Here is a 26,018-nt window from a genome sequence, read left to right on the forward strand (position 1 = left end):
CTGTTCTGTTAAATTTGTGTTTTGTTAAATTTTAATCAATGTTAAAACTTGATGTGGATCAAGAAATAATTCTACTTTATTCCGTTTATGTTGAAAATTTATTTGATGATCACTTCAACAGGTCTATAATTCTCAACAAATTTTGTAAATTTTCAAATTTTCATTTAAGGATAGTGATGTTTTCTCCAGCAGAGATGGCTAAAATCGCCGAAGATGGTGCGGTTTATAAAGCGACAAAAAATCAATTTTATTCTTTCATTTCAGCAATTACCGCAGGTGCTTATATTTCAATTGCCTTTGTGTTTTATGCAACAACACAAGTCGGTGCAGGGGAACTGCCGTGGGGCGTTGCAAAACTGATCGGCGGTGTTGTGTTCTCTCTTGGCATTATAATGTGTGTTGTTTTCGGGGCTGAACTTTTTACTTCTACGACAATGACCATTGTAGCTAAAGCAAGTAAGCGAATTAGTTTGGCTCAGATGTTTAAAAACTGGTTTGTTGTTTACGGCGGTAATTTCATCGGTGCGACCTTTATTGTGCTGTTAGTGTGGTTTAGCGGTGAAATTATGGCTGCAAATGGGCAGTGGGGCTTGACTATTTTAAAAACAGTCCAACATAAGCTCCATCATACTTGGATTGAAGCATTCAGCTTGGGGATTTTCTGTAATCTGATGGTCTGTATTGCGGTATGGATGGCGTATGCAGGTAAGAGCCTGACGGATAAAGCGTTCATTATGATTTTGCCGATAGCAATGTTTGTGGCATCTGGATTTGAACACTGTGTGGCGAATATGTTTATGATCCCAATGGGCGTGTTAATTCACGGCTCTGCAAGCCCTGAATTTTGGACAGCGATAGGGGTTGATCCTAGTCAATTCGCTGATTTAACAATGGCAAATTTTGTGGTGAAAAATTTAATTCCAGCGACCTTAGGTAACATTGTTGGTGGTGCATTTTTTATCGGTATGGTGCAGTGGTTTTTGCATCTAAAAAAACATTAATTCAAAACTTGTAAGCGGTCACTTTTCGCAGTGTTTTTGCAAAATCGCACCGCTTGCGTTCCAATTTATTACATTAACTAACGAGGACTTAAAATGACTCAACTAACCGAAGCTCAAAAGAAAGCGTGGGAAGGTTTTGCACCAGGTGAATGGCAAACTGATGTAAACGTGCGTGACTTTATCCAAAAAAACTATACGCCGTATGAAGGTGACGAATCTTTCTTAGCAGATGTAACCGAAGCAACTACAACGCTTTGGGCAGATGTGATGGAAAAAATCAAAGTGGAAAACAAAACCCACGAACCGTATGACATTGATTGCGATATTCCATCAACCATCACTTCACACGCACCAGGTTATATCAACAAAGATTTAGAGAAAATAGTAGGTCTTCAAACAGATGCACCATTAAAACGTGCAATTATGCCGTTTGGCGGTATCAATATGGTGAAAGGCTCTTGTAAAGTTTATCGCCGTGAATTAAATCCAGAAGTAGAGAAAATCTTTACTGAATATCGTAAAACCCACAACCAAGGTGTATTCGATGTTTATACTCCAGACATTTTACGTTGCCGTAAATCAGGCGTAATTACAGGTCTTCCTGATGCTTACGGTCGTGGTCGTATTATCGGTGACTATCGTCGTATGGCTCTTTACGGTGCTGACTTCTTAATGAAAGATAAAGTAAAACAGTTTACCTCTTTACAAGAGCAGTTAGAGCGTGGCGAAGATATTCAAGCGACAATCCAATTACGCGAAGAAATTGCAGAACAACACCGTGCTTTAGGCAAAATGAAAGAAATGGCAGCATCTTATGGCTTTGACATTTCAAACCCAGCAACTAACGCACAAGAAGCGGTACAATGGGTTTACTTTGCTTACCTTGCAGCAGTGAAATCACAAAACGGTGCAGCAATGTCTTTCGGTCGTGTTTCAACCTTCTTAGATATTTATATTGAACGTGACCTAAAAGCAGGCAAAATCACTGAAAAAGAAGCTCAAGAATTAATGGATCACTTAGTAATGAAACTCCGTATGGTTCGTTTCTTACGTACCCCAGAGTACGATCAATTATTCTCAGGCGACCCAATGTGGGCAACAGAAACTTTCGCAGGTATGGGCTTAGATGGTCGTACATTAGTAACCAAAAACAGCTTCCGTCTATTACACACCCTTTACACAATGGGTCCATCACCGGAACCAAACTTAACAATCCTTTGGTCTGAAAGTTTACCAGATGGTTTCAAACGCTATGCAGCGAAAGTGTCTATCGAAACTTCATCTGTTCAGTACGAAAACGACGACTTAATGCGTCCAGATTTCCAAAACGATGACTATGCGATTGCCTGCTGTGTAAGCCCGATGATCGTAGGTAAAATGATGCAGTTCTTCGGTGCTCGTGCAAACTTAGCGAAAACCTTACTATACGCAATCAATGGTGGTGTTGATGAGAAATCAGGTGACCAAGTTGGACCGAAAACTGAGCCAATTATGTCTGAATACTTAGATTACGATGATGTAATGACCCGTTTAGACAGCTTTATGGACTGGTTAGCGAAACAATATGTCACAGCGTTAAACATCATTCACTTTATGCACGACAAATATGCTTATGAAGCAGCATTAATGGCGTTGCACGATCGTGATGTATTCCGCACAATGGCGTGTGGTATCGCTGGTCTTTCTGTTGCAGCAGACTCACTCTCTGCAATCAAATATGCGAAAGTAAAACCAATCCGTGGCGACATCGAAATCAAAAATAAAGCAGGCGAAGTGGTTGGCGTAGCGAAAAACGTAGCACTTGACTTTGAAATTGAAGGTGAATACCCACAATTCGGTAACAACGATAACCGTGTAGATGACATTGCAGTTGATTTAGTTGAACGCTTTATGAAGAAAATTCAGAAGCTCAAAACATACCGTAATGCAACACCAACACAGTCTGTATTAACCATTACTTCAAACGTGGTTTACGGTAAGAAAACAGGTAACACCCCAGACGGTCGTCGTTCAGGTGCGCCATTCGGACCAGGTGCAAACCCAATGCACGGACGTGACCAAAAAGGTGCGGTAGCGTCATTGACTTCTGTGGCGAAATTACCATTTGCTTACGCGAAAGATGGTATCTCTTATACCTTCTCAATCGTACCAAATGCGTTAGGTAAAGATCTTGAATCTCAAAAACGTAACCTTGCAGGCTTAATGGACGGTTACTTCCACCACGAATCAACCATCGAAGGTGGTCAGCACTTAAACGTAAACGTAATGAACCGTGAAATGTTATTAGATGCGATGGAAAATCCAGAGAAGTATCCACAATTAACAATCCGTGTTTCAGGTTACGCAGTGCGTTTCAACTCTTTAACTAAAGAGCAACAAATGGACGTAATTACTCGTACTTTCACACAGTCGATGTAATTTAGTTTAAGCTAATAAGCGGTCAGATTTTGCAAAACTTTTGCAGAAACTGACCGCTTATTGTATCTTACGCATTAATTGCGATTAGCAGAAATGTTTAAGGACATTTGTCCTAATCGTACTTTATTTAAAGGAAAAAGAATGACTGTTTTAGCACGTTATCACTCTTACGAATCTTGTGGCACAGTAGATGGGCCTGGGATTCGTTTTATTTTGTTTTTACAAGGCTGTTTAATGCGTTGTAAATATTGCCACAACCGTGACACTTGGGATCTTGAAGGTGGGAAAGAGATCTCCGTAGAAGATCTAATGAAGGAAGTTGTGACGTATAAACATTTTATGAGAGCAACGGCCGGGGGCGTAACAGCATCAGGTGGCGAAGCCGTGTTACAAATGGAATTTGTGCGTGATTGGTTCCGTGCTTGTAAAGCTGAGGGTATTGATACTTGTTTAGATACAAATGGTTTTGTGCGGAATTATTCAGAGCTAGTCGATGAAATGCTAGATGTAACCGATCTCGTTATGCTTGATTTAAAACAGCTGAACGAAGAAATTCATAAAGATTTTATCGGTGTCTCTAATAAACGTACCTTAGACTTCGCTCGTTATTTGCATAAACGTAATCAACGTACTTGGATCCGCTATGTGGTTGTACCAGGTTATACGGATGCCGATGAAGATATTCATTTATTGGGTCAGTTTATTCAAGGTATGGACAACATAGAAAAAGTCGAACTTCTGCCATACCACCGTTTAGGCGCACATAAATGGAAAACCTTAGGGTTAGAATATGAATTAGAAGATGTGATGCCACCGACGAAAGAATCGTTAGAGCATATTAAAGGTATTATTGAAAGCTATGGGCATACGGTGAAGTATTAGCGCTTAGATGATTCTAGACCCTATCCCAAATTCTGTGTAAACACCCATTTCAACTTAACGGTGATCGTCTAGGCGATCACCAAAATCAATCATAAATCGATTCATCGCCAGTTTCCAGTTCTGAATCGGCATTGTCGATTTATTATGAATGCTATAAACACTTTAATAATCAGCTATATATTTAGATATTTGCCTTCTGGTATGGGATCTAAAGGAGGAGAAATATCAATTTCTGAATCTTCAAGTGGTTTTTCTGCTTCTTTCATATTCTCTTCATTTGACTGTGTTAAAGGCTTATCTTGTACTCTAGGCATTATTGAAGAGTCTAAGTTCTGTTTGATATCATTAGATACTTTGCTTGAGTCCACCACAGGATCTATTGATTCTTCATGTACTCCTATATTATTTTCTATATTTTGTGGTTTTTGTGTCTCTAAAACTCTAGGGATGTTTGCAATGAAGGTTTTTTCTTCTTTATTGACAAGTTTACGCCCAATTTCTACACGAGGATCTAGCCATATTGCTACTACAGCGTCATTAAATTCTTTGTTAAATTCTTCAGGAATAACAATATTATTTAATATGAAATATCCTTTATCTTCTAAAGCAATGTAACTGAGAGAATCATCTTTCTTGATATTAGGTAAAATTTTACGCAAACGATCAACCACATTATCTTGATTTTGCAGAGTGATGCCTAAATTAGACCAAGATCTAGCTAAAGAAATTGCAAAATCACGCCCTTCAACGGGCTTTTGATATTTTAGAGTCAGCATTAATGGGCGTGTGCTATTAGTATAACTGCCAGTTTCAGAGAATAATGAAATATTATAGATTTTAAATGGTCCCCAGATATAGTCTACATCATTGATCTTTAGCCATTTGGCAGAGAGGGAGGAATTAAACAGCAAAGTAGATATCAAAAAAAAGGTTAAGCGATACATAAAGTAGTATTTCCATTAAAAAACAGATTTATTTCTCATTATAACGTTAAATCCATGATTAAGACATCCTATTATTTATCATAGAAAATAAATTATAATCCTATAAAAATGGCGTGAATGGATCCTAAATATTGTTGGAAACTTATTGCGTTTTATTGAAATTGAGCAATCTAGTCTATTGAACTGTCAATAACTAGATTGCTTAGTTACGATTAGCCAGCTACCCACAATAATATAGCGAGAATTTGAGGCAAGATAATTCGACAAAACATCACTAATGGATATACCGTCGCATAAGAGAGTGCTGCTGCACCATTACCCTCTTTAATACCATTTGCAAATGCCAAAGCGGGTGGATCCGTCATTGAACCTGCAAGCAATCCACATAGGCTCAGATAATTTAATTTACCATAAATACGAGCAACCAGCCCTGTAACAATTAATGGAATAAAAGTAATTATTGCACCATAGCCAATCCACGCTAGACCATCATTACTTAATAAGGTATTCAAGAAGTTTCCGCCTGCTTTCCAACCTACAACTGCAAGAAAAAGCACGATACCAATTTCTCTTAATGCTAAGTTTGCACTTGGCGGCATAAACCAATAGAGTTTTTTGATACTTCCTATTCTTGCCAAAATTAATGCAACGACTAAAGGACCGCCAGCTAACCCTAATTTTAATGCAACGGGGAAACCTGGCAGATAAATTGGAATAGAGCCTAATAACACCCCTAAGCCAATCCCAATGAAGATAGGCAACATTTGTACTTGTTGTAATTTTTGTTGAGCGTTACCGATAATCGCCATCACAGCCTCAATATCTTCTTGGCGACCAACCAAGTTCAACACGTCACCAAATTGCAATGTCATTTGCCCGTTAGGAACTAACTCAACCCCCGCACGGTTTAAGCGAGAAATCACTACATCGTATTTCCCTTTTAACATCAATTGGCGAATTTGTTTCCCAAATACTTTTTCATTGGTAACGACAGCACGTTCTGTGCGGTACATTGTGCCTTTTGTCGAAAGTGAAACATTCACTTCTTCACCAAGAATGAGTTGCATTTTATGCAACGCAGTTTTTGTTCCCACAAGATGCAGAATATCGCCTATTTGGATTTGTAATACGAACGTTCATCGTACTTAATCCATCTTTTTTATTGTTGGTTGCAGAATCAAACTCATCGGCTTCTTTATCCACATTAATTTTAAAAATAATACGGATAAGCCACATCGCTAATAGAATCCCGATAATCCCGAAAGGATAGGCAATTGCGTACCCCATACCCATCACAGCTGTAATGGACTCACCGCCTAATTCCGTCAGGATTTGTTGCCCAGCACCTAATGATGGTGTATTAGTTACCGCACCAGAGAAAATACCCAATATCACAGGAAGAGGAACATCAAATATTTTGTGTAATAAAATCACTAAAATACCGCTTATCCCAACAATCATCACAGCAAAAGCATTGAGCTTTAATCCTGATTGGCGTAATGAAGCAAAGAAACCCGGACCAACTTGAATACCAATGGTATAGACAAAGAGAATCAGACCAAACTCTTGAATAAAGTGCAAGGTATGACCATCAAGTTTGACACCATATTGCGTCATAAAATGGGAAACCAGTATCCCACCAAATAACACACCGCCAATACCAAGGCTTACGCCCCGCACCTTAATATGCCCTATCCATAGCCCAATGACAGCAACTAAGGATAATAGGCTCACTGTTAATGCAATTTCGCTCATAAAAGCCTCACATAAAAATAAAATTGCTATAATTTTACCAAAATTTACATATAAAAAATCAGATCTAACTCAAAAAAACTACAATAAATATCTGTTTAAAAAGACATTTATCGCTTGTATCATTTTTTGTCTATATAAATTCGCTGGAATTACCTTTGAATTTGAAAGCTCTTTACGTACAGCTTTCATGTTGGCCTTCTTCTCATCTATCGGCTTATCCGCAGATTTTTCCCGTTTGAAACAAGGTGGAATCCCACTTGTCATTTTCCTCGTTATCGTGAGTATATTTATCCTTGTTCAAAATGGTGTTGGCGTTGGTTTAGCTATGCTACTTGGTATTGATCCACTTGTTGGTTTAATTACAGGTTCTATTACTTTAACTGGCGGACACGGCACAGGTGCAACTTGGGCAACGGTTTTTGCAGAGAAACATGGGCTTGCAGGTGCATTCTTCGTGGATGTAGTTAACTTAGGTGCAATTACAGCATTTATGAATTATTTAACTAGCTAAAATAGCATAGAAATCAGAGAGGTTGCTAAAATTATATAGCAACCTTTGTAGTCATGATTGTTAGTCTATTATTACCAATAAAGAGCCAGCAATTAGATTATTTATGGAAAAAACTTAATAGAGGCTCTGGGTTCTGAATATACTCAGATAGTTCTTTTTTACTAGGATAACCAATATAAGGAATTTGTCCTAGTAATGGAGCATTGATTTTTTTGCTAAGGAGTTCAATTAATTCAGCGTAGTGACGTAGCCCAGGATTTACTCGATTTGCAATCCATCCGATAAGATTAACCCCACTCTGTTGAATCGCATCCGCTGTTAAAAGTGCATGGTTAATGCAACCCTCTTTTATTCCCACAACAAGTACGACTGGCATTCTATTTTTCTTAACCCAATCAGCAAAACTTAGGTCTTTATTAATAGGTGTTAACCAGCCATAAGTGCCTTCAACAAGAACATTTGCATATTGTCGGTGTAAACGTTGAAGATCGTGATCCAGTTTATTAACAGAAATATGGCGTACTGCGTCTAGCGCTGCAAATACTGGCGTACTAGAATGGATAAAAGAATAGCTATTAATTTCTCTATATTTTACAGGAAAAGGGCAGCTGTTCTGTATAATGAGGACATCACTATTGTCTTCACAGGCATAATCATCTTGATTGGGTTCTGTGGGTAAAGAATCATCGCCACCACACGCAATAGGCTTATAACCGACAATGGGAATTTCATATTTAGATATTGTTTGTAATAGAGCCCTTGTAACGATAGTTTTTCCTACATTTGTATCTGTGCCTGTAATAAATAAACAAGACATTGTATTTTCCTGTTAATGATAAGTTAAAAAAATTTTTCAAATTCTAATCTGAAATTAAAATTAATATAATGTTTTCGATCAAATTTTCTGATAATAAAGACAATATGTTCTAAGAAAAATGTAGTTAAAGAGAATTTAAGAGGGGATTCCCTACTCTTAAATTCAATAATATATGAATACTAGGATTTTAGTAAACCAGAGGAGCCTTCCGAATAATCTTTAGGTTGATCTTCATCTGTTTGAGGTTTATTTTCAATTTTAGGCTGTTGGAAAAACTCAATTTTTGCAGAATCGGATGGTAATAATGATTCTGAACCTTTTGCTAAATGGGTATAGAGTTTCTTATAGTCTTCAGCAAGAGTCGCAAGCAATGTTGCAGATTGCTCAAAGTGTTGCTCTAATTGCTGTTTTTGCTCGTCCAATTTTTTGGTAGTTTCTTTTAAATCGGCTTCAAGCTTGAGTTGTTTTTTGACATTACTATTTGTTGCTCTCACAACAACATAGCTAATAATACAACCAACAATAAATGCTGCAATAATTGCAGTCCACACGTTACCTGACCATTGTTCCATATGCACTCCTTAAGTGGATTGAGTAAATGTCATTAATTTTTATCATGTTATTTACAGGATGAAAAGGAAAAGAAATTCATTTTTTGAAACTATCCACAAAAATAAATTTTTTATCAAAAATGGTTAGATTTTTCTCAAGGAAATCTGTATAATTCTGCCACCCTGTTTTTGTATGGTATTCCCGCCATATAAGTTTGGTCTGAATAAGACTCGAAGGGGTCAGATTCTACCGTATTAATAGGTAATATCCATTAGGATATTGGGTTTAAACTTTAAATTTTGGTATTTAATTAATGAAAACTTTTGTAGCAAAACCAGAAACAGTTAAACGTGACTGGTATGTAGTAGATGCGACAGGTAAAACTTTAGGTCGTTTAGCTACTGAATTAGCACATCGTCTTCGTGGTAAACACAAGGCTGAGTACACTCCACACGTTGATACAGGCGATTACATCATCGTTATCAATGCGGAAAAAGTAGCGGTAACAGGCAAAAAAGAAACTGATAAAATCTACTACTGGCACACTGGCTATGTAGGTGGCATTAAAGATGCAACCTTCAAAGAAATGATTGCTCGTCGTCCAGAAGCAGTGATTGAAATTGCGGTTAAAGGTATGTTGCCAAAAGGTCCATTAGGTCGTGCAATGTTCCGTAAATTAAAAGTGTATGCAGGTAACGAACACAACCACGCAGCACAACAACCACAAGTTTTAGATATCTAATCACGGAGCATAAAAATGACAGCAGCAAATCAAAACTACGGCACAGGTCGCCGCAAAAGCTCTTCAGCTCGTGTATTTATCAAACCGGGCAATGGTAACATCACCATTAACCAACGTTCTTTAGAAGTTTACTTCGGTCGCGAAACAGCTCGCATGATCGTTCGTCAACCATTAGAATTAGTTGAGTTAACAGATAAATTAGACTTATACATCACTGTTAAAGGTGGTGGTATTTCTGGTCAAGCAGGTGCAATCCGTCACGGTATTACTCGTGCATTGATCGAATACGACGAAACTTTACGTCCAGCGTTACGTGCTGCGGGCTTTGTTACCCGTGATGCTCGTCGTGTTGAACGTAAAAAAGTGGGTTTACACAAAGCACGTCGTCGTCCACAATACTCAAAACGTTAGTATTACAATTTTATATATCCTCTCTATTAAGAGAGGATATTTTCTATGGGCTCTTTTTAGTATAATGTATATGTTTAGAGCATAGCATATATAGATATAGTGTTATGTTTAGACACTACTAGAGATTGATAAGATTAGCAACAATATATTGTCAATCTTCTCCCGTCATTCCTGATTAAAGCTCAATTCTTCAATCGCCTTTAAACATTTTTGTTTTCTATTCTCTGTTTCTTGTATCTTTATTGAGAGCATATGCCTATACTCAGGGTAATGGTAATTTTGTTCAATGAGCCATGAGAGTTTTTCATTCAATGCACGCAACGCTTTATAGTATTCATGTAACTTCTGTTTCTTTGATAATGTATGAATACTCTTAGTAAATTTATATTGAGAGAAAATAGGGGAATCTGACTTTTTATCCTTGAGGTGAATACTTTTTTGTAGAGCATCATATTGTTCAATTAAACGTTGAGTATAAACTTCAGTTATTTCAGGGGAAGTTGACTGCTCAATATGTGAACATGTTTCTAGTATTTCTTGTATGAATTCTTTGACGGAGCCATGAGTAAGTTTAAAGCAGTGGCTATAGATAGAGATTTGCAGAGACAAGATGGGAGAAAAGTCGTTTAATTTTGTAATGATTGTATCTGTAAAATTACCCATTTTTTATTCTCTGTATTAAGCGTATAGATATTTTAATGTATGTACATCTCTTTTCAAATTTATTTTTGATAAAAATAATCTTTCTATTTTTTTCTAAAAATGTGATGAAACTCACATTTTTAGAAAAAAGGTTATAAATCTTTATTTGCTATGAGTTTTTTATTTTTAAATCATATAGTTATGTGATTTATTGCAATAGGAGCAATATTTTAAAAAATTATCTCTGAATACTTGTTTTGGGGTGGGGATTTATTAACTTATTGATTTTAAAGAAAATGTTTTTTTGTTTTTTTTTATGTAAGATATTGACACTACTCTACAAATTTGCAATCATACGCACGCAATCGGCATTTACCAAACTTACATGGGAAGGTAATGGCAGATATGGATCGGTTACTCTTATACCTTAATAAGAGTAATCTTAGCTAAACTAAAAACTTAAGGTGAACATTATGAAAAAAACACTAGTAGCATTAGCAGTAGCGGCATTTGCAGCATCAGCATCAGCTGTAACAGTTTATGAAAATGAAGGTACAAAAGTTGATTTTGATGGTCAATTGCGTCTTCTTTTAGAAGAACAAGCCACAAAAGAGAAAGGTCAATCTTCAACACGTGGTCACACTAACTTAAAGAATAATGGTTCTCGTTTCGGTATTTCTATCAAACATAATATCAATGAGAATCTCTACGGTTTTGGTCGTTATGAGACTCGCCTTGGCCGTAATTCTAAAAATGATGCAGGATGGGGGGATGTTACAACAGAAAAGGCTTACGTCGGTTTAGGTGGCTATGGTCATGAAATTTCTTTTGGTAAACAAGCTGTAATCGGTGATAGCATTGGTCAAGCTGATTTTGATAAAGTATACGGTGTTGGTACTGGTGGAATTAAATATTCAGCAAACAACACAAACAAAAAAGGTTTTGATATCCTTACTGACTCTTCTGATTCAGCAATTAACTATACCTATACAGGCATTGAAGGTTTGACGTTAGGTGCTAACTATAATGTTGCAAATGAGCGTAATAATAAGGGAGAAGTAAAAGTAGATTCTGCTAAATCTGGCTTTGGTTTAGGTGCTGAATACACAGCTAAGATTGCAGAAAGTCAATCTGTAACTGTGGCAGCAGGTTATACTCATGATGACTATAAATCTGGATCTTCTGGATCTGTGTCATTTAATAAGAAAGACAAAGATGGTGTATACTTTGGTCTTAAATATGTCAACGCTCCATTTACTGTAGCTGTTGATGGTGGTCATGGTGTTCTAAAAACAGATAATGTTAAAGAGAAAATTGACTTCGTAAGAACTGGTGCAAGATTTGATGTTACTCCAAAATCTGGCGTGTATGGAAACTACTCTTATGGTACTTACAAAGATAAAGCTTACAAAGCAACAGCTCATCAATTCATGTTAGGTGCAGACTATAAATTACATAAACAAGTTGTTACCTTTGTTGAAGGTCGTTTAATCAAGAACAAAGACAGTAATAACAAAAAAGTTACTGACCAAGCACTTGGTGTTGGTTTACGTGTATTATGGTAATCTAGATAGTTAGGTACTATAGTTAATTAGCTATGATTTAAGGGATAAGAGATGTAATTTCTTATCCCTTTATTATTAGTCATTTTTCTGCTTTAGCGAGTACTTTTCTACTGCAGTTAACATTCCTCTTAATAAATTTAATTCGTTGGTTTCCAATTCGGCTCGTTGATATAACCGGCGTAGTTTCAGCATAACTGCTTCGTTGCGAATAAAGCCAAGTTCTTTATATAAACGTTCGGTATGGGCAAAGAAATGTTCTAAGGCTTCTGATGTCGGGTATTCTGCAAGCGGTTGAATATCGGTTTTTTCTTGCAAATCTAGCCAAGCCATTCGGAGTTCATAACAGGCGAGTTGTACCGCCATTGCAAGATTTAACGAGCCATAGTCGGGGTTGGTTGGAAAGTTTAAGTGATAATGGCATTTTAATAATTCTTCATTGGTTAAGCCCACCCGTTCTCGTCCAAATACAATCGCTACTTTACCCTGTTCAGCACGTTGAATAGCTAATTTACCACATTGACGTGGTTCGACCAGTGAATTTTGTAGATGGCGTAATCTGGCACTTGTGCCAATAACAAGCTGGCAATCTGCGATTGCACTGTCGAAATCTGGATAAATTTGCACATTATCCAATACATCTTTTGCCCCTGCGGCAAGGGCTATTGCTTGTTCGTCAATCGCTTGTTTTGGGGCGACAAGCCTTAGCCGGCTTAGTCCCATCGTTTTCATTGCTCGTGCAGCTGAGCCGATATTACCGCTGTGAGAGGTTTCGATCAGGATTATTTGAATTTGATTAAGTAACATTTTTTATATCAATATAATAGGATAGTGTTATGCCATTTTAGCATAAAATCAAACCGCTTATTCTTGCTTTATGTAGCGTAAATGTTACAATTAAGATTCTTTTTTAACTTAGGAATGTGGAACAAATGAAAAAATTGCAATTAAAAAAATGGTTTTCAAGCCTTTTTCTCCTTTCACCATTAGTCTTTGCAGCTTCTAATGCTCAGGCTGAAGGAAAGCTGACCGTTTATTGTGGCGTGCAAAACAAGGTGTGTGAAGATCTGACGAAGCGTTTTTCACAAAAATATAATGTGGAAACTCAGTTTATTCACGGTGGAACAGGGACAATTTTAGGTAAGCTGAAAGCGGAAAAAGATAATCCGCAAGCGGATATTTGGTATGGCGGCACTATTGAGCCACATTTCCAAGCAGGGCAGATGGGGCTATTAGAAGCCTATCGTTCACCTTTACAAGCGGAGGTTTTACCTCAATTTAAAGCATTGCAAGAGAGCGAAGCAGGTAAATATACCTCGATTGCGTATTTGATGGTGCTTGGTTTTGGTATTAACACCGAAAAATTAAAGCAGTTAGGGATTGATGCTCCGAAAAAATGGGCAGATTTGCTTGATCCTCGCTTAAAAGGCGAAGTGCAATTAGCTGATCCTCGCACTTCAGGAACAATGTACACGACGATGATTACGCTTATTCAGTTAATGGGCGAGGAAAAAGCCTTTGAGTACTTGAAAAAATTAGATGGCAACATTTCTCAATATGTGAAAAGTACCTTAGTGACCTCGAACCTTTCTCGTGGAGAGAGTGCTGTGACAGTTGGCTTTGCTCACGGCTATGCTTCAGAAAAAGAGAAAGGTGCACCAGTTGATTATGTGTTACCTAAAGATGGGGTAGGTTATGCTTTAGGGGCTGCAAGTATTATTAAAGGTGCGAGAAACCTTGATAATGCGAAATTGTTTATGGATTGGGTTCTGTCTAAAGAGGTTCAAGAAATTCCTTGGCGTGACCACGGACTTTATCAAACACCAACCAATGTGAAAGCGGAAGTTGCTCCACAATCACCTAAATTAGATGGGGTGAAATTGGTTGATGTGGATTATGCCCGTTTTGGTTCAAGCGAGGAAGGGAAGCGTTTGGTAGACAAATGGCTCTTTAATATCAAATTATCGAATTGATCTTCTTTATAGAAGGAAGGGATATTTTCATTAGAGATGAGCCCTAGTATTCATTCTCATAGATCGGAGACTAGGGCATAAATTATCTTTTTAAGATAGAAGAGTATTTTTTCAGCCCTGTCCGTAAGGTACGGGGAGAACGTCAAGATAAGTAGTATGTAAAGAATTATAAGTTTGGATTGCAATGGGACAGTTTAGGTTTTGTAACACCAGCCATTTCACTTAATTCATCCATATGATTAATGGTAATATATTTACCTTGTACCGTTATGATGCCATTTTTCTGGAATCGACCAAGCAAGCGACTGATAGTTTCAATGGTTAAACCTAAGTAATTTCCAATATCACCACGGGTCATTGTTAAGCGAAATTCTCTTGCTGAAAAACCGCGTGCGGCATAACGTTGTGAAAGATTGTAAATAAACGCCGCAAGTTTTTCTTCCGCACTCATTTTAGAAAGCAACAAAATCATCTCTTGATCGCTTTTGATTTCATGACTCATCAAACGCATAATCTGATAGCGGATTTTTGGCATTTTGCCAGCTAAATCATCTAAAATATCAAAAGGAATTTCGCAGATCATCGACGTTTCAAGAGCCTGAGCAAAACCGATATGTTTCATATCCATAATCGCATCAAAGCCAACTAAATCGCCCGGTAAATGGAAAGCGGTGATTTGCTCTTCACCATTTTCACTGATGGTATAGCTTTTAATTGTACCTGAACGGATTGCGTAGATAGACTTGAGTTCATCACCTGACTGAAAGATGATTTGTGATTTTTGCACAGGTTTCTTACGTTCAATGATATTATCTAATTGAGTTAATTCATGTTCATTGAGAGTAAAAGGTAAACATAATTGACTAATACTGCAATTTTGACAGTGAATTGTGCAGGCTGTTCTTCCATTTGCTTTAAAATCAGATACAATTTTCATACGAAACCATCCTAAAATTTGATTTAAGGCAAATTTTAACATTTTTTTAGGGAATAATGAACAAGATTTATTTAGATTTGGAGTGAAAATGGCGGCAGAGAAATTGACTAAAAAGAGATTAATTCAAATTATTGTGATGTTATTTATCCTGATTTGCGCATTTTTATATCGTACTTATACGTATTCACTAAATTAGGAATGTTGCTAAATAAATTATTTTCTACAATCTTTATAAATTGCGAGTAGAATACACCATTTATTATCAATAATATTGTTTATGTCTAAAGATGCTCTATTTTCAGCCCCTATTGAGAAATTAGGGGATTTCACTTTTGATGAATCTGTTGCGGAGGTTTTTCCAGATATGATTCAACGTTCTGTGCCGGGTTATTCTAATATCATTACAGCGATTGGTATGCTTGCTTCTCGTTTTGTGACTGATCAGTCAAATGTCTATGATTTAGGTTGTTCTCGTGGGGCTGGGATTTTATCGATTCGGCGTAATGTGGAAAAAGCTGGAGTAAGAATTATTGGTGTGGATAATTCTGAACCTATGGTAGAACGCTGCCGTCGTCATTTGGAAGCCTATCATTCGGATATTCCTGTGGAAATTTTATGTGATGATATTCGTCATATTGAGATTAAAAATGCATCAATGGTTGTCCTAAATTTCACGTTGCAATTTTTGCCAAGAGAAGACAGGCTTGCTCTTTTACGTAAAATTTATCAGGGGTTAAATCCAAATGGTGTGTTGGTGTTATCGGAAAAATTTACTTTTGAAGATAACACAATAAATGAACTTCTTATTGATTTGCACCACACGTTTAAACGTGCAAATGGCTATAGTGAGCTTGAAGTAAGCCAAAAGCGTACAGCCCTTGAGAATGTGATGCGGACAGATAGTATTGATACACATAAAGCACGCCTAAAAGAAGCAGGTTTTTCACAAGTAGATCTGTGGTTTCAGTGCTTTAACTTTGGTTCTATGATTACTATTAAATAATGAAATTAGTGTAGTTGAAGCAGATTATCAACAAATTTTGTGTCTCGCTATTTTTGTACGGGCTAAACCAGCTGAAAATTTTTGGCAAATTCGGTAAACTACCTTTTATCATTTCCCTGAAAAGAGTTTCATCAATGGCTGAATATCAAAAAAATAAAGATCCTCAAAAAGATAAACAGATTGAACAGATAAACATTGCCCCTCACTCAATTGAAGCAGAGCAAGCGGTATTGGGTGGGATAATGCTGAGTAACGAGTACTGGGACAGCGTTGCTGAGCGTGTTCAGAGTACCGATTTTTACAATCACGCGCATCGTCTGATTTTTGAAGAAATGGTTTCACTATCTCGCAATAATCAGCCTATTGATATTATCACGCTTGATCAGGTGCTTAAGAATAAAGGCATATTGCAAGATGTGGGTGGTTTTGCCTATCTTGCTGAATTGTCTAAAAATACCCCAAGTGCGGCGAATATTTTAGTTTATGCGGAGATTGTCAGTGAACGGGCTATTCGTCGTGAATTGATTGCGGCGGGTAATAAAATCGCAGAAATCAGCTATAACCCTAAGGGATTGACAGTTAAAGAAGTATTAGATGAAGCGGAGAGATCCGTTTTTCATATTGCAGAAATGCGAACTGCAACTGACGAAGGGCCGAAAAAAATTGATGATATTTTGATGGAAACCTTAGCTCGCATAGAATTACTCTCTCGTTCTCAAAATAATAGCGGTGTAACAGGTGTATCAACAGGTTTTGCCGCCTTAGACCGAAAAACAGCAGGACTTCAACCTTCAGATTTAATCATTGTCGCTGCCCGTCCATCAATGGGAAAAACAACATTTGCGATGAATTTGTGTGAAAATGCAGCAATGGGAGATGTTGAGGTCGAAGATGAGAATGGCAATAAAGTTAAGCAACCGAATAAGCCTGTGCTGATTTTCAGCCTTGAGATGCCAGCAGATCAAATTATGATGCGTATGTTTGCTTCGCTTTCAACGGTCGATCAAACGCGTATTCGTACAGGGCAACTAGATGATGAGGAAATGTCTAGGGTTGGTAGTACAGTGGGAGTGTTGCAATCCAGAGGTAATATTTATATTGATGATAGTTCAGGTTTAACCCCAACGGAATTACGTTCACGCGCGAGACGTGTGTACAAGGAAAACGGTGGATTAAGTTTAATTATGGTGGACTATCTACAATTAATGCGCGCTCCTGGATTTGCGGATAACCGAACCCTTGAAATTGCAGAAATTTCTCGCTCACTGAAAGCCTTAGCTAAAGAGTTACAAGTACCGGTAGTGGCACTTTCTCAGCTCAACCGTAGTTTAGAACAACGTTCAGATAAACGCCCTGTAAACTCGGATTTACGCGAATCGGGATCGATTGAACAAGATGCGGATTTAATTATGTTTATTTATCGTGATGAGGTTTATCACGATAATCCAGATACAAAAGGAATGGCGGAGATCATCATTGGTAAACAGCGTAATGGTCCAATCGGACGAGTGCCGTTAGGCTTCCAAGGACAATATTCACGTTTCACCAATTACGAAGGCAGCTATAGACTAGAGGACGAATAAGATGTTATGTGCAATTTATAAAAGCCCTAAAAAAGAAGGAATGTATCTTTATGTGGAAAAACGGGATAAATTTGAGGCGGTACCTCTAGAACTTCGTCAAATTTTTGGTAAACCTGAGTTTGTAATGTTGTTTAATTTAGCAGGTGAGAAACAGCTTAAGCGGGTAGATAATCAAGAAGTTTTGCAAAAAATCCAAAAAGAAGGGTTCTATTTGCAGATGCCTCCGCCCCCTGAAAACTTACACGCTGAATTTGTAGCAAGACAAAAAGGGTTAAAATAATGCGTTGCCCGTTTTGTGCCACTGATGATACCAAAGTTGTAGATTCACGTTTAACAGCAGATGGCTACCAAATTCGTCGTAGACGAGAATGCCCAGTCTGTAAAGAACGTTTTACAACCTTTGAAAGTGCTGAATTACTCATTCCGCATATTGTTAAAAATAATGGTAGCCGAGAACCTTTTGATGAACGTAAATTAAGAACCAGTTTATCTCGTGCATTAGAAAAACGCCCCGTCAGCACGGACGATGTTGAGCAAGCGATCCACCGCATTGTGTTACAACTTCAAGCCACAGGGGAAAGGGAAGTTGCTAGTAAATTTGTCGGAGACTTGGTGTTAGGTGAATTAAAGTCCTTAGATAAAGTCGCTTATATTCGATTTGCGTCAGTTTATTTAAGTTTTGATGATGTAGAAGAATTTAGTAAAGAGATTGAGCGATTAAGGAACTGAATATCAATTAAGCAGAGACACCCATCAATGTCTTATTCGGCTCTTTCGCCATTTCTCGTGCTAATTTCGGCACTAAGTAACCCGATGTAATGCGTTGCAATTCACGATAAATTTCAAAGGCTCTGCTGTCTTCAATATAAAAATGGCTCGCTCCTGCTACTTTGTCTAATAGGTGCAAATAATAGGGTAAAATGCCGTAGCGAAATAATTTGTCACTCAAGGCTTTGAGTGTTTGGGCGTTGTCGTTGATCCCTTTGAGCAAGACAGATTGGTTGAGCAACACAACATTGCTTTGCTTTAGCTTCTGCATTTTTTCCGCAAAAATGTCATCTATTTCGTTGGCGTGATTGATATGCGTCACTAACACGACCTTCAAACGACTTTGTGATAGCCGTTCACATAATTCGTCTGTAATACGGTTGGGAATAACCACAGGTAAACGGCTGTGAATACGCACAGTGTTGATATGGGAAATCTGCTCTAGTTGGGTAAAAATCCAGTCAATTTCGTGGTCTTTTGCCATCAAGGGATCGCCCCCTGATAAGATCACTTCTTCCACTTCGGAATGTGCTTTTATATAGTCGAGGCTTTTCTGCCACGTTGCTTTGCCACTTTTGACTTCATCATAGGGAAAGTGGCGACGGAAACAGTAGCGACAGTTAATCGCACAGCTATTTTTTACCATAAATAACAAGCGGTTATGATATTTATGCAAAATGTTAGGGGCTGGCGAATGCTGTTCTTCCAGTGGGTCTTGGACAAAGCCATCAACATTGGTAAATTCTTCTTGTAATGTGATCGCTTGTAAAAAAAGGGGATCTGCCCGATCCCCCTTTTTCATTTTTTCGGCAAAGGGGCGTGGCACTCTTAACGCAAACAGTTTACGAGCGGTAAGATCTTGCTCAAAATCTGCAATGTTTAGCTCAAGGTAATTCAATAAATCTTCTGGTCGATTAAAGGATTCAGCCAGATCTTGTAGCCATTGAGCTTTCGTTGGTGCGTCGTAAAATGAGATGTTCAAATTTGCCCCTTTTGCTGATGAAATTACTGGCTAATCACACACTGCATTGGTGCGTTGGTTTTATCTACCATCAATGTCGGTGGTAATTGGCTATTGTTGGTTCCTACCATATATTGCACACCATTTAAGCAGTAACGCAAATAACCCGGTGTTTTCTCAATAAGGTAAGGGTCGTTTTGCGGATCGATTGCTTTAAAGGTTGGCACGGCTGGTGCTTGTTGTACCTGTTTGGTTAATTGTTCCGTTGGATTGGTTGCTGGTGTTTGAGCCTGTGCTTCCGTTGGGGAAAGTGCTTCACTTAATAAGTAACCTGCCGCCGCCCCTGTCACAAAATTGCCTAACCGGTTGCCCTGCGCCTGTTGAGCAGCACCAGCATTTGGCATTGCTTGATTTGGCGTATTATTAAAGTCCGCATCAGCTTTTTGTTGTGTTGTAGATTGCTGAACCGTTGCGGGTGTTTTTTTGCTTGAAGAAAATTTCATTCTACCTGCTTTTTTCGCCTGAACGGTTGAAACGCTAAGGGCAAGAACTAAGCCCATTAACACTGCTTTTTTCATTTTATTTCCTCATTGATTGAAAAGGTGAATTATACCTGAAACGGCTTTATCCGCCATACTTAAGAAAAATTTTAATTTTTTGCCTGCCATTTTTAGTGTATTATGTACGCCTTTTTATATCTTAGCCCTTTGGGCGTTACTTTTTATCTAAATTCTGAGGATCACAATGGCTAGTTACAGCACTAATGATTTCAAACCAGGTTTAAAATTTATCCAAGATGGTGAACCTTGCGTTATCGTTGAAAACGAATTCGTAAAACCAGGTAAAGGTCAAGCATTTACCCGTACTAAAATCCGTAAATTAATATCTGGTAAAGTATTAGAGATCAACTTCAAATCGGGCTCAACTGTTGAAGCGGCTGATATTGTAGATTACAACTACACTTACTCTTATAAAGATGAAGATTTCTGGTACTTTATGCACCCGGAAACGTTCGAACAAATTTCTGTAGATGCAAAAGCATTAGGCGACAACGATAAATGGTTAGTTGATCAAGCAGAATGTATCATTACATTATGGAATGGCTCTGCAATCGGCGTTACTCCACCAAACTTTGTTGAATTAGAAGTTATCGAAACTGATCCAGGCTTAAAAGGTGATACCGCTGGTACAGGTGGTAAACCTGCGACATTAAGCACAGGTGCAGTAGTTCGTGTTCCACTTTTCGTTCAAATCGGCGAAGTTATTCGTGTGGATACCCGTTCAGGCGAATATGTTTCTCGCGTGAAATAATCTCGCAATCCCCTGACAATTTGTTAGGGGATTTTTTTATCTTCAGCTAGCCAATCTTCGTAATTTAATAATGGTACAGGTTTAAATTCTTTGATATGTTGATAATTAAACGTAGGATCTGGCTCTCCCAATTCATCTAACCAATTCCAATTATCTTCAATTGGCTCAATAATTGCCTCATTACTTTTCTTCTCAATTTTCATTTCATCTCATCTCCGTACTAGGTACTAGACCGCTAACAAACCATATATTAATAGGTTAAATATTGTAGGGTAGGTTTTAATCCATCAATAAAATCAATATGTTACGATTATATGGTGGGTCAAGACCCACCCTACAAGCTACTTTACCACTAATCTAATATCTAATTTTTGATAGACATATACTACCCCTAATTGAGAAAGTTACAAAAAGTTTATGTCTAACAATGTGCTTTTTTATCCATAACCCCGAACTTTATAATGAAAATTTCTTCTAAGTAAGGTAAAATCTTTACACTTTCATTACTACTCACTAGAGGAACATATTATGTCAGTCGCAATTTTAGACCAACTTGAAGAAAAAATTAAACAGGCTGTTGAAACCATTCAATTACTTCAATTAGAAGTTGAAGAGTTAAAAGGTAAAAACGAGGAAGCTAATCGTGCAAATGAAACTCTGCGTCAAGAACACGAGCAATTAAAAACTGAACATCAAAACTTCCAAGATCGTTTACGCTCTCTGTTAGGGCAAATCGACAACGTTTAATCTTTGTTTGAATAAACGGCTAATACTTTTGATTAGCCGTTTTTTATTACTTCATTTATTATGGCTAAACTCTATTTTTATTACTCTGCGATGAATGCAGGGAAATCCACAACTTTACTTCAATCATCTTATAACTATCAAGAACGAGGAATGAACACCCTTGTTTATACTGCGGCGATAGATGATCGTTATGGCGTAGGGAAAGTCTCCTCTCGAATTGGTATTTCACAAGACGCTCGCTTGTTCAAAAATGATAGCAATTTATTTGATGAAATCGCCGCTTATATTGCCGATGAAAAATTGCACTGTATTCTTATTGATGAAGCACAATTTCTTACCAGGCAGCAGGTTTATCAACTGACTGAAGTGGTCGATAAATTAAAAATCCCTGTGCTTTGTTACGGCTTACGTACCGATTTCCAGTCTGAATTATTTGAGGGAAGTCGCTATCTACTCGCTTGGGCTGATCAGCTCGAAGAACTCAAAACCATCTGTTATTGTGGGCGTAAAGCAGGCTTTGTTATTCGTATGAATGAGAAAGGTGAAGCGGTAAAAGATGGAGATCAAATTCAAATCGGTGGAAACGATAGCTATCTTTCTGTATGTCGTTTGCATTATAAGGAAAAATTGGGGATATAACTTAGTTTCTATCTATTTATCTGAATAGGAATGAATTGCCAATTATATTTCAAAGGTGAAAAGCATGTAGGATACAGTGATTGCTTTGTTTTAGGGGAAGCTCTTGTAATAATTAATAACGGAAGAATGTAAAATGAGCGAAGCTGTAATTTTTGATATGGACGGTACGTTAATTGATTCCCAACCTATTTGGTATCAAGCAAGTACTGAATTTTTTCAGAAAAATCAATTTCCTGTAACCTTAGCTGAAATGATGACTCTTACAGGGTCGCCTGTTGGTACGCTGGTTGATTATGTGCTACAAAAATATGGTGAAAAAGAAAAGAGTCGTACTCAGTTAATAGAAGATTTGATGGCATATGTAGTTGGAAAGGTGCTTGAAGCGAAGCCATTAATGCCAAATGTGAAAGAGGTTTTATCTACCTTAAAACAACGGGGGATTAAAATCGCAGTTGCTTCGGCTTCGCCAAGAAATATGCTACAAGGCATTGTTGATAGCTGTGGCATAGCTGAATATTTTGATTATTTAGCTTCTGCTGAGGAATTGGAGTACAACAAGCCACACCCCGCTGTATATTTACACGCAGCAAAACAACTTGGCGTTCCAACATCTGCCTGTTTTGCCGTAGAAGATTCGGTTTTAGGTATGATTTCAGGTAAAGCAGCGAGTATGAAAACCGTTGTTATTCCTGCAAAATCGGAATGGGACGACCCTCGCTGGGCTTTGGCTGATTATAAATTAGTGAGTATGTCAGAATTACCGATGTTAATAGAATCGTAATGGTTTGATGTAAATCGTAAAGTCCCCTATTGTATGGGGAGCGTTTTGGGGAAAAATATGGATAGACATAATTTCTCAAAACTTTTTCTTTAATCCCCCCACTTTCGCTATAATAGCCCAAATTATTTAGATCAAAGAGAATTCAAATGGCAACAATTGCAAAAAATCTGCTCGTTTTAGTGGACGGTTCGTCCTATTTATATCGTGCATTCCACGCATTTCCCCCTTTAACTAACAAACAAGGTGAGCCAACAGGGGCGATGTATGGGGTGCTGAATATGTTAAAAAGCCTGATTGCACAGGTTGAGCCAAGCCATATTGCTGTCGTGTTTGATGCGAAAGGGAAAACCTTCCGTGATGAGCTGTTTGAACAGTATAAGTCTCACCGTCCGCCGATGCCCGATGAACTTCGTTCGCAGATCCAACCGTTACACGCAATAATTAAGGCATTGGGTATTCCGCTGTTGTCGATTGAAGGGGTGGAAGCTGATGATGTAATTGGAACGCTTGCAGTGCAGGCTTCACAAGCAGGTAAGCACGTTTTAATCAGTACGGGCGATAAGGATATGGCTCAACTGGTAAACGATCATATTATGCTGATTAACACGATGAACAATACCTTGTTAGATCGTGAAGGGGTGATTGAAAAATATGGCATTCCGCCTGAGTTGATTATCGACTATTTAGCCTTATTGGGCGACTCGTCCGATAATATTCCAGGGGTAAAAGGTGTTGGTGAGAAAACGGCGATTGCGTTGTTGCAAGGTATTGGCTCAATGCAAGCGATTTATGCAAATTTAGACAAAGTTGCAGAGTTATCATTTCGTGGGGCAAAAACCTTTGCACCGAAATTGGAAGCAGAAAAAGAAACAGCCGATCTCTCTTATCTGTTAGCGACAATCAAAACCGATGTTGCCCTTGATGTCACTTACGATCAGCTTGTTACTCAACCCCAACAGCGAGATCAACTGGTAGAACTCTTTGGTCGTTATGAATTTAAACGCTGGCTGAACGAAGTGATGAATGATGCTAACCCAGTGACACAAACATCGGCAGAGAAAATCCCGAACAATTATCAAGCCACACAAGCGGTCAGTTCAGAACAAAAATCTGCACCTTTTGTAAAAATTTCGATAGATCGCACCGCTTACGATTGCGTGAACAGCCCTGAGCTGTTTACCAAATGGCTGGCAAAATTGCAAATGGCAGAGCTTGTGGCGGTGGATACCGAAACGGATAATTTAGATGCAATGCAAGCAAATTTAGTCGGGATTTCATTTGGCTTGGAAAATGGCGAAGCGTGCTACATTCCGTTGGCGCATAAAGGCAAAATTACACAGCCGACCCAAGTGGATCTGTTTGGTGAAAGTGAAGCAGAACTCGATGAAGTCGAAGCGTTACTGCCTAACCAGTTGAACAAAGCGGACTGTTTGGTACAGTTAAAACCGATTTTAGAGAACCCAAATATCCGCAAAATCGGGCAGAATATCAAATACGATTTAACAATTTTTGCTCGCAACGGCATTGAGCTACAAGGGGTTGCCTTTGATACGATGTTGCAATCTTACACCCTAGACAGCACCGGTCGTCACAATATGGACAATTTGGCAGAGCGTTATTTGGGACATCAAACTATTCCTTTTGAAGAGTTGGCAGGTAAGGGCAAACATCAGCTTACATTCGATCAAATTGAACTGGATAAAGCAACAGAATATGCAGGGGAAGATGCCGAAATTACAATGAAATTACATCAACTCTTATGGTCTGAACTACAAAAAACGCCTGAATTGGTGAAACTGTTTGAGCAAATCGAAATGCCGTTGGTGAGCGTACTTTCCCGTGTGGAACGAAACGGCGTATTAATCGATCCTGCCAAACTGTTGGCACATTCAGTTGAGATTGAACAGCGTTTAAAAGAGCTTGAAACCCTTGTACATCAAGAAGCAGGAGAAGTGTTTAACCTTGCTTCCACTAAGCAACTGCAAGAGATTTTATTTAACAAACTCGGCTTACCGATTTTAAAGAAAACCCCGAAAGGTGCGCCATCAACCAACGAAGAAGTGTTGGAAGAACTGGCTCAAATGGGACACCAAGTGCCTGTGCTGTTGATGGAACATCGTGGCTTGAGCAAGCTGAAATCGACCTATACCGATAAACTACCGCAGATGATTAATGCACAAACAGGACGTGTGCATACTTCATATCATCAAGCGGTCACGGCAACAGGGCGACTTTCATCAAGCGATCCGAATTTACAAAATATTCCGATCCGCAACGAGCAGGGCAGACGTATCCGTCAAGCCTTTATTGCCCGTGATGGCTATGTGATTTTGGCGGCGGACTATTCGCAAATTGAGTTACGCATAATGGCACATCTTGCTAATGATGCAAATATGATCAAAGCCTTTGCCGAAGGTAAAGATATTCACCGTTCTACGGCGGCGGAAATTTTTGGCGTGCCGTTGGAAGCGGTGACCAGTGAACAACGCCGTAGTGCCAAGGCGATTAACTTCGGCTTGATTTACGGAATGTCTGAATTTGGCTTGGCAAATCAACTGGGCATTTCTCGTACCGATGCGAAAAAATATATGGAACTTTACTTCCAGCGTTATCCTGCGGTGCAACAGTTTATGTTAGACATTCGTGAAAAAGCCGCTGAAAAAGGCTATGTCGAAACCCTATTTGGTCGCCGTTTATATTTGCCTGAAATTAACTCAAGCAACCAAATGCGACGCAAAGCGGCAGAACGTGTTGCGATCAACGCCCCAATGCAAGGCACGGCGGCAGATATTATCAAAGTGGCAATGATCGGGATCGATCAAGCGGTGCGAAACTGTGAAGATATTGCAATGATTATGCAAGTACACGATGAATTAGTCTTTGAAGTCAAAGCCGACAGAGTAGAGCATTACACCCAACTGATTAAAGCCGAAATGGAAAAAGCAATTGAGCTTAAAGTACCATTGATTGCGGAAGTTGGAGTTGGAAGCAATTGGGATAAGGCGCATTGATAATAAAGGGGACTAAATTAGCGTCCCCTTATAACTATTTTTAATGAATCCAATGAGCTAAATTTAT

General features: G+C 38.4%; 25 protein-coding genes and 2 pseudogenes. 17 read left to right on the plus strand and 10 right to left on the minus strand.

Annotated elements, in window-relative coordinates:
• Positions 1–176: 176 nt before the first annotated feature.
• From focA to pflA, 3 genes are all read left to right on the plus strand, one after another.
• Positions 177–1,001, plus strand: coding sequence for a formate transporter FocA (focA, locus tag J1G47_RS04635; protein WP_005711261.1), 825 nt, complete (start codon positions 177–179; stop codon positions 999–1,001).
• Between the two features lie 93 nt (positions 1,002–1,094).
• A complete protein-coding gene (gene pflB, locus J1G47_RS04640) occupies positions 1,095–3,419 on the plus strand; it encodes a formate C-acetyltransferase (protein ID WP_012621582.1) in 2,325 nt (774 codons plus the stop codon).
• Between the two features lie 141 nt (positions 3,420–3,560).
• Positions 3,561–4,301, plus strand: coding sequence for a pyruvate formate lyase 1-activating protein (gene pflA, locus J1G47_RS04645; protein ID WP_010785813.1), 741 nt, complete (start codon positions 3,561–3,563; stop codon positions 4,299–4,301).
• A gap of 173 nt (positions 4,302–4,474) precedes the next feature.
• Here pflA and J1G47_RS04650 read toward each other — a convergent pair whose 3' ends face one another.
• Both J1G47_RS04650 and J1G47_RS04655 read right to left on the minus strand, forming a co-directional pair.
• The gene (locus J1G47_RS04650; protein ID WP_035494280.1) at positions 4,475–5,245 is read right to left on the minus strand and encodes a hypothetical protein; all 771 of its coding nucleotides are present in this window, start codon (positions 5,243–5,245) and stop codon (positions 4,475–4,477) included.
• A 212-nt stretch (positions 5,246–5,457) separates the two neighbouring features.
• A pseudogene (locus J1G47_RS04655) lies at positions 5,458–7,000 on the minus strand (putative transporter).
• Here J1G47_RS04655 and J1G47_RS12095 point away from each other — a divergent pair.
• A pseudogene (locus tag J1G47_RS12095) lies at positions 6,990–7,445 on the plus strand (sodium/glutamate symporter); the annotation flags it as partial. The pseudogenes J1G47_RS04655 and J1G47_RS12095 overlap by 11 nt on opposite strands.
• A 163-nt stretch (positions 7,446–7,608) precedes the next feature.
• Here J1G47_RS12095 and bioD read toward each other — a convergent pair.
• A complete protein-coding gene (gene bioD, locus J1G47_RS04665; RefSeq protein ID WP_075620696.1) occupies positions 7,609–8,328 on the minus strand; it encodes a dethiobiotin synthase in 720 nt (239 codons plus the stop codon).
• Between the two features lie 179 nt (positions 8,329–8,507).
• Entirely contained in the window at positions 8,508–8,900 is a 393-nt protein-coding gene (locus J1G47_RS04670) for a YhcB family protein (RefSeq protein WP_012621588.1), read from the minus strand.
• A gap of 293 nt (positions 8,901–9,193) precedes the next feature.
• Between J1G47_RS04670 and rplM the strand changes: the two genes are divergently transcribed.
• On the plus strand, positions 9,194–9,622 hold the full coding sequence (gene rplM / locus J1G47_RS04675; protein ID WP_010785807.1) for a 50S ribosomal protein L13: 429 nt from the start codon (positions 9,194–9,196) through the stop codon (positions 9,620–9,622).
• Between the two features lie 15 nt (positions 9,623–9,637).
• Entirely contained in the window at positions 9,638–10,033 is a 396-nt protein-coding gene (gene rpsI, locus J1G47_RS04680) for a 30S ribosomal protein S9 (protein ID WP_005711273.1), read from the plus strand.
• Between the two features lie 165 nt (positions 10,034–10,198).
• Here rpsI and priC read toward each other — a convergent pair whose 3' ends face one another.
• On the minus strand, positions 10,199–10,696 hold the full coding sequence (gene priC, locus J1G47_RS04685) for a primosomal replication protein PriC (RefSeq protein ID WP_005711274.1): 498 nt from the start codon (positions 10,694–10,696) through the stop codon (positions 10,199–10,201).
• A gap of 452 nt (positions 10,697–11,148) precedes the next feature.
• Between priC and J1G47_RS04690 the strand changes: the two genes are divergently transcribed.
• Complete coding sequence (locus tag J1G47_RS04690) at positions 11,149–12,240, plus strand: porin (RefSeq protein WP_207326793.1); 1,092 nt, start codon at positions 11,149–11,151, stop codon at positions 12,238–12,240.
• A gap of 75 nt (positions 12,241–12,315) precedes the next feature.
• On the opposite strand, the gene trmJ is transcribed toward J1G47_RS04690, so the two are convergent.
• On the minus strand, positions 12,316–13,044 hold the full coding sequence (gene trmJ, locus J1G47_RS04695; protein WP_038514222.1) for a tRNA (cytosine(32)/uridine(32)-2'-O)-methyltransferase TrmJ: 729 nt from the start codon (positions 13,042–13,044) through the stop codon (positions 12,316–12,318).
• A 125-nt stretch (positions 13,045–13,169) separates the two neighbouring features.
• Here trmJ and J1G47_RS04700 point away from each other — a divergent pair, with 125 nt between their 5' ends.
• Complete coding sequence (locus J1G47_RS04700; protein WP_160414732.1) at positions 13,170–14,210, plus strand: ABC transporter substrate-binding protein; 1,041 nt, start codon at positions 13,170–13,172, stop codon at positions 14,208–14,210.
• A 166-nt stretch (positions 14,211–14,376) separates the two neighbouring features.
• On the opposite strand, the gene J1G47_RS04705 is transcribed toward J1G47_RS04700, so the two are convergent.
• Positions 14,377–15,147: an FNR family transcription factor gene (locus tag J1G47_RS04705; RefSeq protein ID WP_005711282.1), complete on the minus strand. Its 771-nt coding sequence runs from the start codon at positions 15,145–15,147 to the stop codon at positions 14,377–14,379.
• A gap of 277 nt (positions 15,148–15,424) precedes the next feature.
• Between J1G47_RS04705 and cmoA the strand changes: the two genes are divergently transcribed.
• From cmoA to nrdR, 4 genes are all read left to right on the plus strand, one after another.
• On the plus strand, positions 15,425–16,150 hold the full coding sequence (cmoA, locus tag J1G47_RS04710; RefSeq protein WP_160441925.1) for a carboxy-S-adenosyl-L-methionine synthase CmoA: 726 nt from the start codon (positions 15,425–15,427) through the stop codon (positions 16,148–16,150).
• A 134-nt stretch (positions 16,151–16,284) separates the two neighbouring features.
• Positions 16,285–17,733 (plus strand): replicative DNA helicase, encoded by a 1,449-nt coding sequence (locus J1G47_RS04715; RefSeq protein ID WP_012621592.1) that lies wholly within the window; start codon positions 16,285–16,287, stop codon positions 17,731–17,733.
• A 1-nt stretch (position 17,734) separates the two neighbouring features.
• On the plus strand, positions 17,735–18,013 hold the full coding sequence (locus J1G47_RS04720; RefSeq protein ID WP_010785801.1) for a YcgL domain-containing protein: 279 nt from the start codon (positions 17,735–17,737) through the stop codon (positions 18,011–18,013).
• Entirely contained in the window at positions 18,013–18,462 is a 450-nt protein-coding gene (gene nrdR / locus J1G47_RS04725; RefSeq protein WP_010785800.1) for a transcriptional regulator NrdR, read from the plus strand. The genes J1G47_RS04720 and nrdR overlap by 1 nt, the downstream gene beginning before the upstream one ends.
• A gap of 7 nt (positions 18,463–18,469) precedes the next feature.
• On the opposite strand, the gene epmB is transcribed toward nrdR, so the two are convergent.
• On the minus strand, positions 18,470–19,483 hold the full coding sequence (epmB, locus tag J1G47_RS04730; protein ID WP_207326794.1) for an EF-P beta-lysylation protein EpmB: 1,014 nt from the start codon (positions 19,481–19,483) through the stop codon (positions 18,470–18,472).
• A 23-nt stretch (positions 19,484–19,506) separates the two neighbouring features.
• Complete coding sequence (locus J1G47_RS04735; protein ID WP_207326795.1) at positions 19,507–20,040, minus strand: hypothetical protein; 534 nt, start codon at positions 20,038–20,040, stop codon at positions 19,507–19,509.
• Between the two features lie 166 nt (positions 20,041–20,206).
• On the opposite strand from J1G47_RS04735, the gene efp reads away from it, so the two are divergent.
• Positions 20,207–20,773 (plus strand): elongation factor P, encoded by a 567-nt coding sequence (gene efp, locus J1G47_RS04740; RefSeq protein ID WP_010785797.1) that lies wholly within the window; start codon positions 20,207–20,209, stop codon positions 20,771–20,773.
• A gap of 23 nt (positions 20,774–20,796) precedes the next feature.
• On the opposite strand, the gene J1G47_RS04745 is transcribed toward efp, so the two are convergent.
• Positions 20,797–20,976 (minus strand): hypothetical protein, encoded by a 180-nt coding sequence (locus J1G47_RS04745; RefSeq protein WP_016528143.1) that lies wholly within the window; start codon positions 20,974–20,976, stop codon positions 20,797–20,799.
• 325 nt (positions 20,977–21,301) lie between these two features.
• Between J1G47_RS04745 and zapB the strand changes: the two genes are divergently transcribed.
• From zapB to polA, 4 genes are all read left to right on the plus strand, one after another.
• Positions 21,302–21,520 carry a cell division protein ZapB gene (gene zapB, locus J1G47_RS04750; protein WP_005713860.1) on the plus strand — a complete coding sequence of 73 codons (219 nt, stop codon included), beginning with the start codon at positions 21,302–21,304 and terminating at the stop codon, positions 21,518–21,520.
• A 60-nt stretch (positions 21,521–21,580) separates the two neighbouring features.
• The gene (locus J1G47_RS04755; RefSeq protein WP_010785795.1) at positions 21,581–22,159 is read left to right on the plus strand and encodes a thymidine kinase; all 579 of its coding nucleotides are present in this window, start codon (positions 21,581–21,583) and stop codon (positions 22,157–22,159) included.
• Between the two features lie 133 nt (positions 22,160–22,292).
• The gene (gene hxpB / locus J1G47_RS04760) at positions 22,293–22,940 is read left to right on the plus strand and encodes a hexitol phosphatase HxpB (protein WP_207326796.1); all 648 of its coding nucleotides are present in this window, start codon (positions 22,293–22,295) and stop codon (positions 22,938–22,940) included.
• A gap of 146 nt (positions 22,941–23,086) precedes the next feature.
• The gene (polA, locus tag J1G47_RS04765) at positions 23,087–25,951 is read left to right on the plus strand and encodes a DNA polymerase I (protein WP_160439020.1); all 2,865 of its coding nucleotides are present in this window, start codon (positions 23,087–23,089) and stop codon (positions 25,949–25,951) included.
• The last annotated feature ends 67 nt before the right edge of the window (positions 25,952–26,018 follow it).

Source organism: Glaesserella parasuis (genome assembly GCF_017352235.1).
In the GTDB taxonomy this organism is placed as follows: domain Bacteria; phylum Pseudomonadota; class Gammaproteobacteria; order Enterobacterales; family Pasteurellaceae; genus Glaesserella; species Glaesserella parasuis.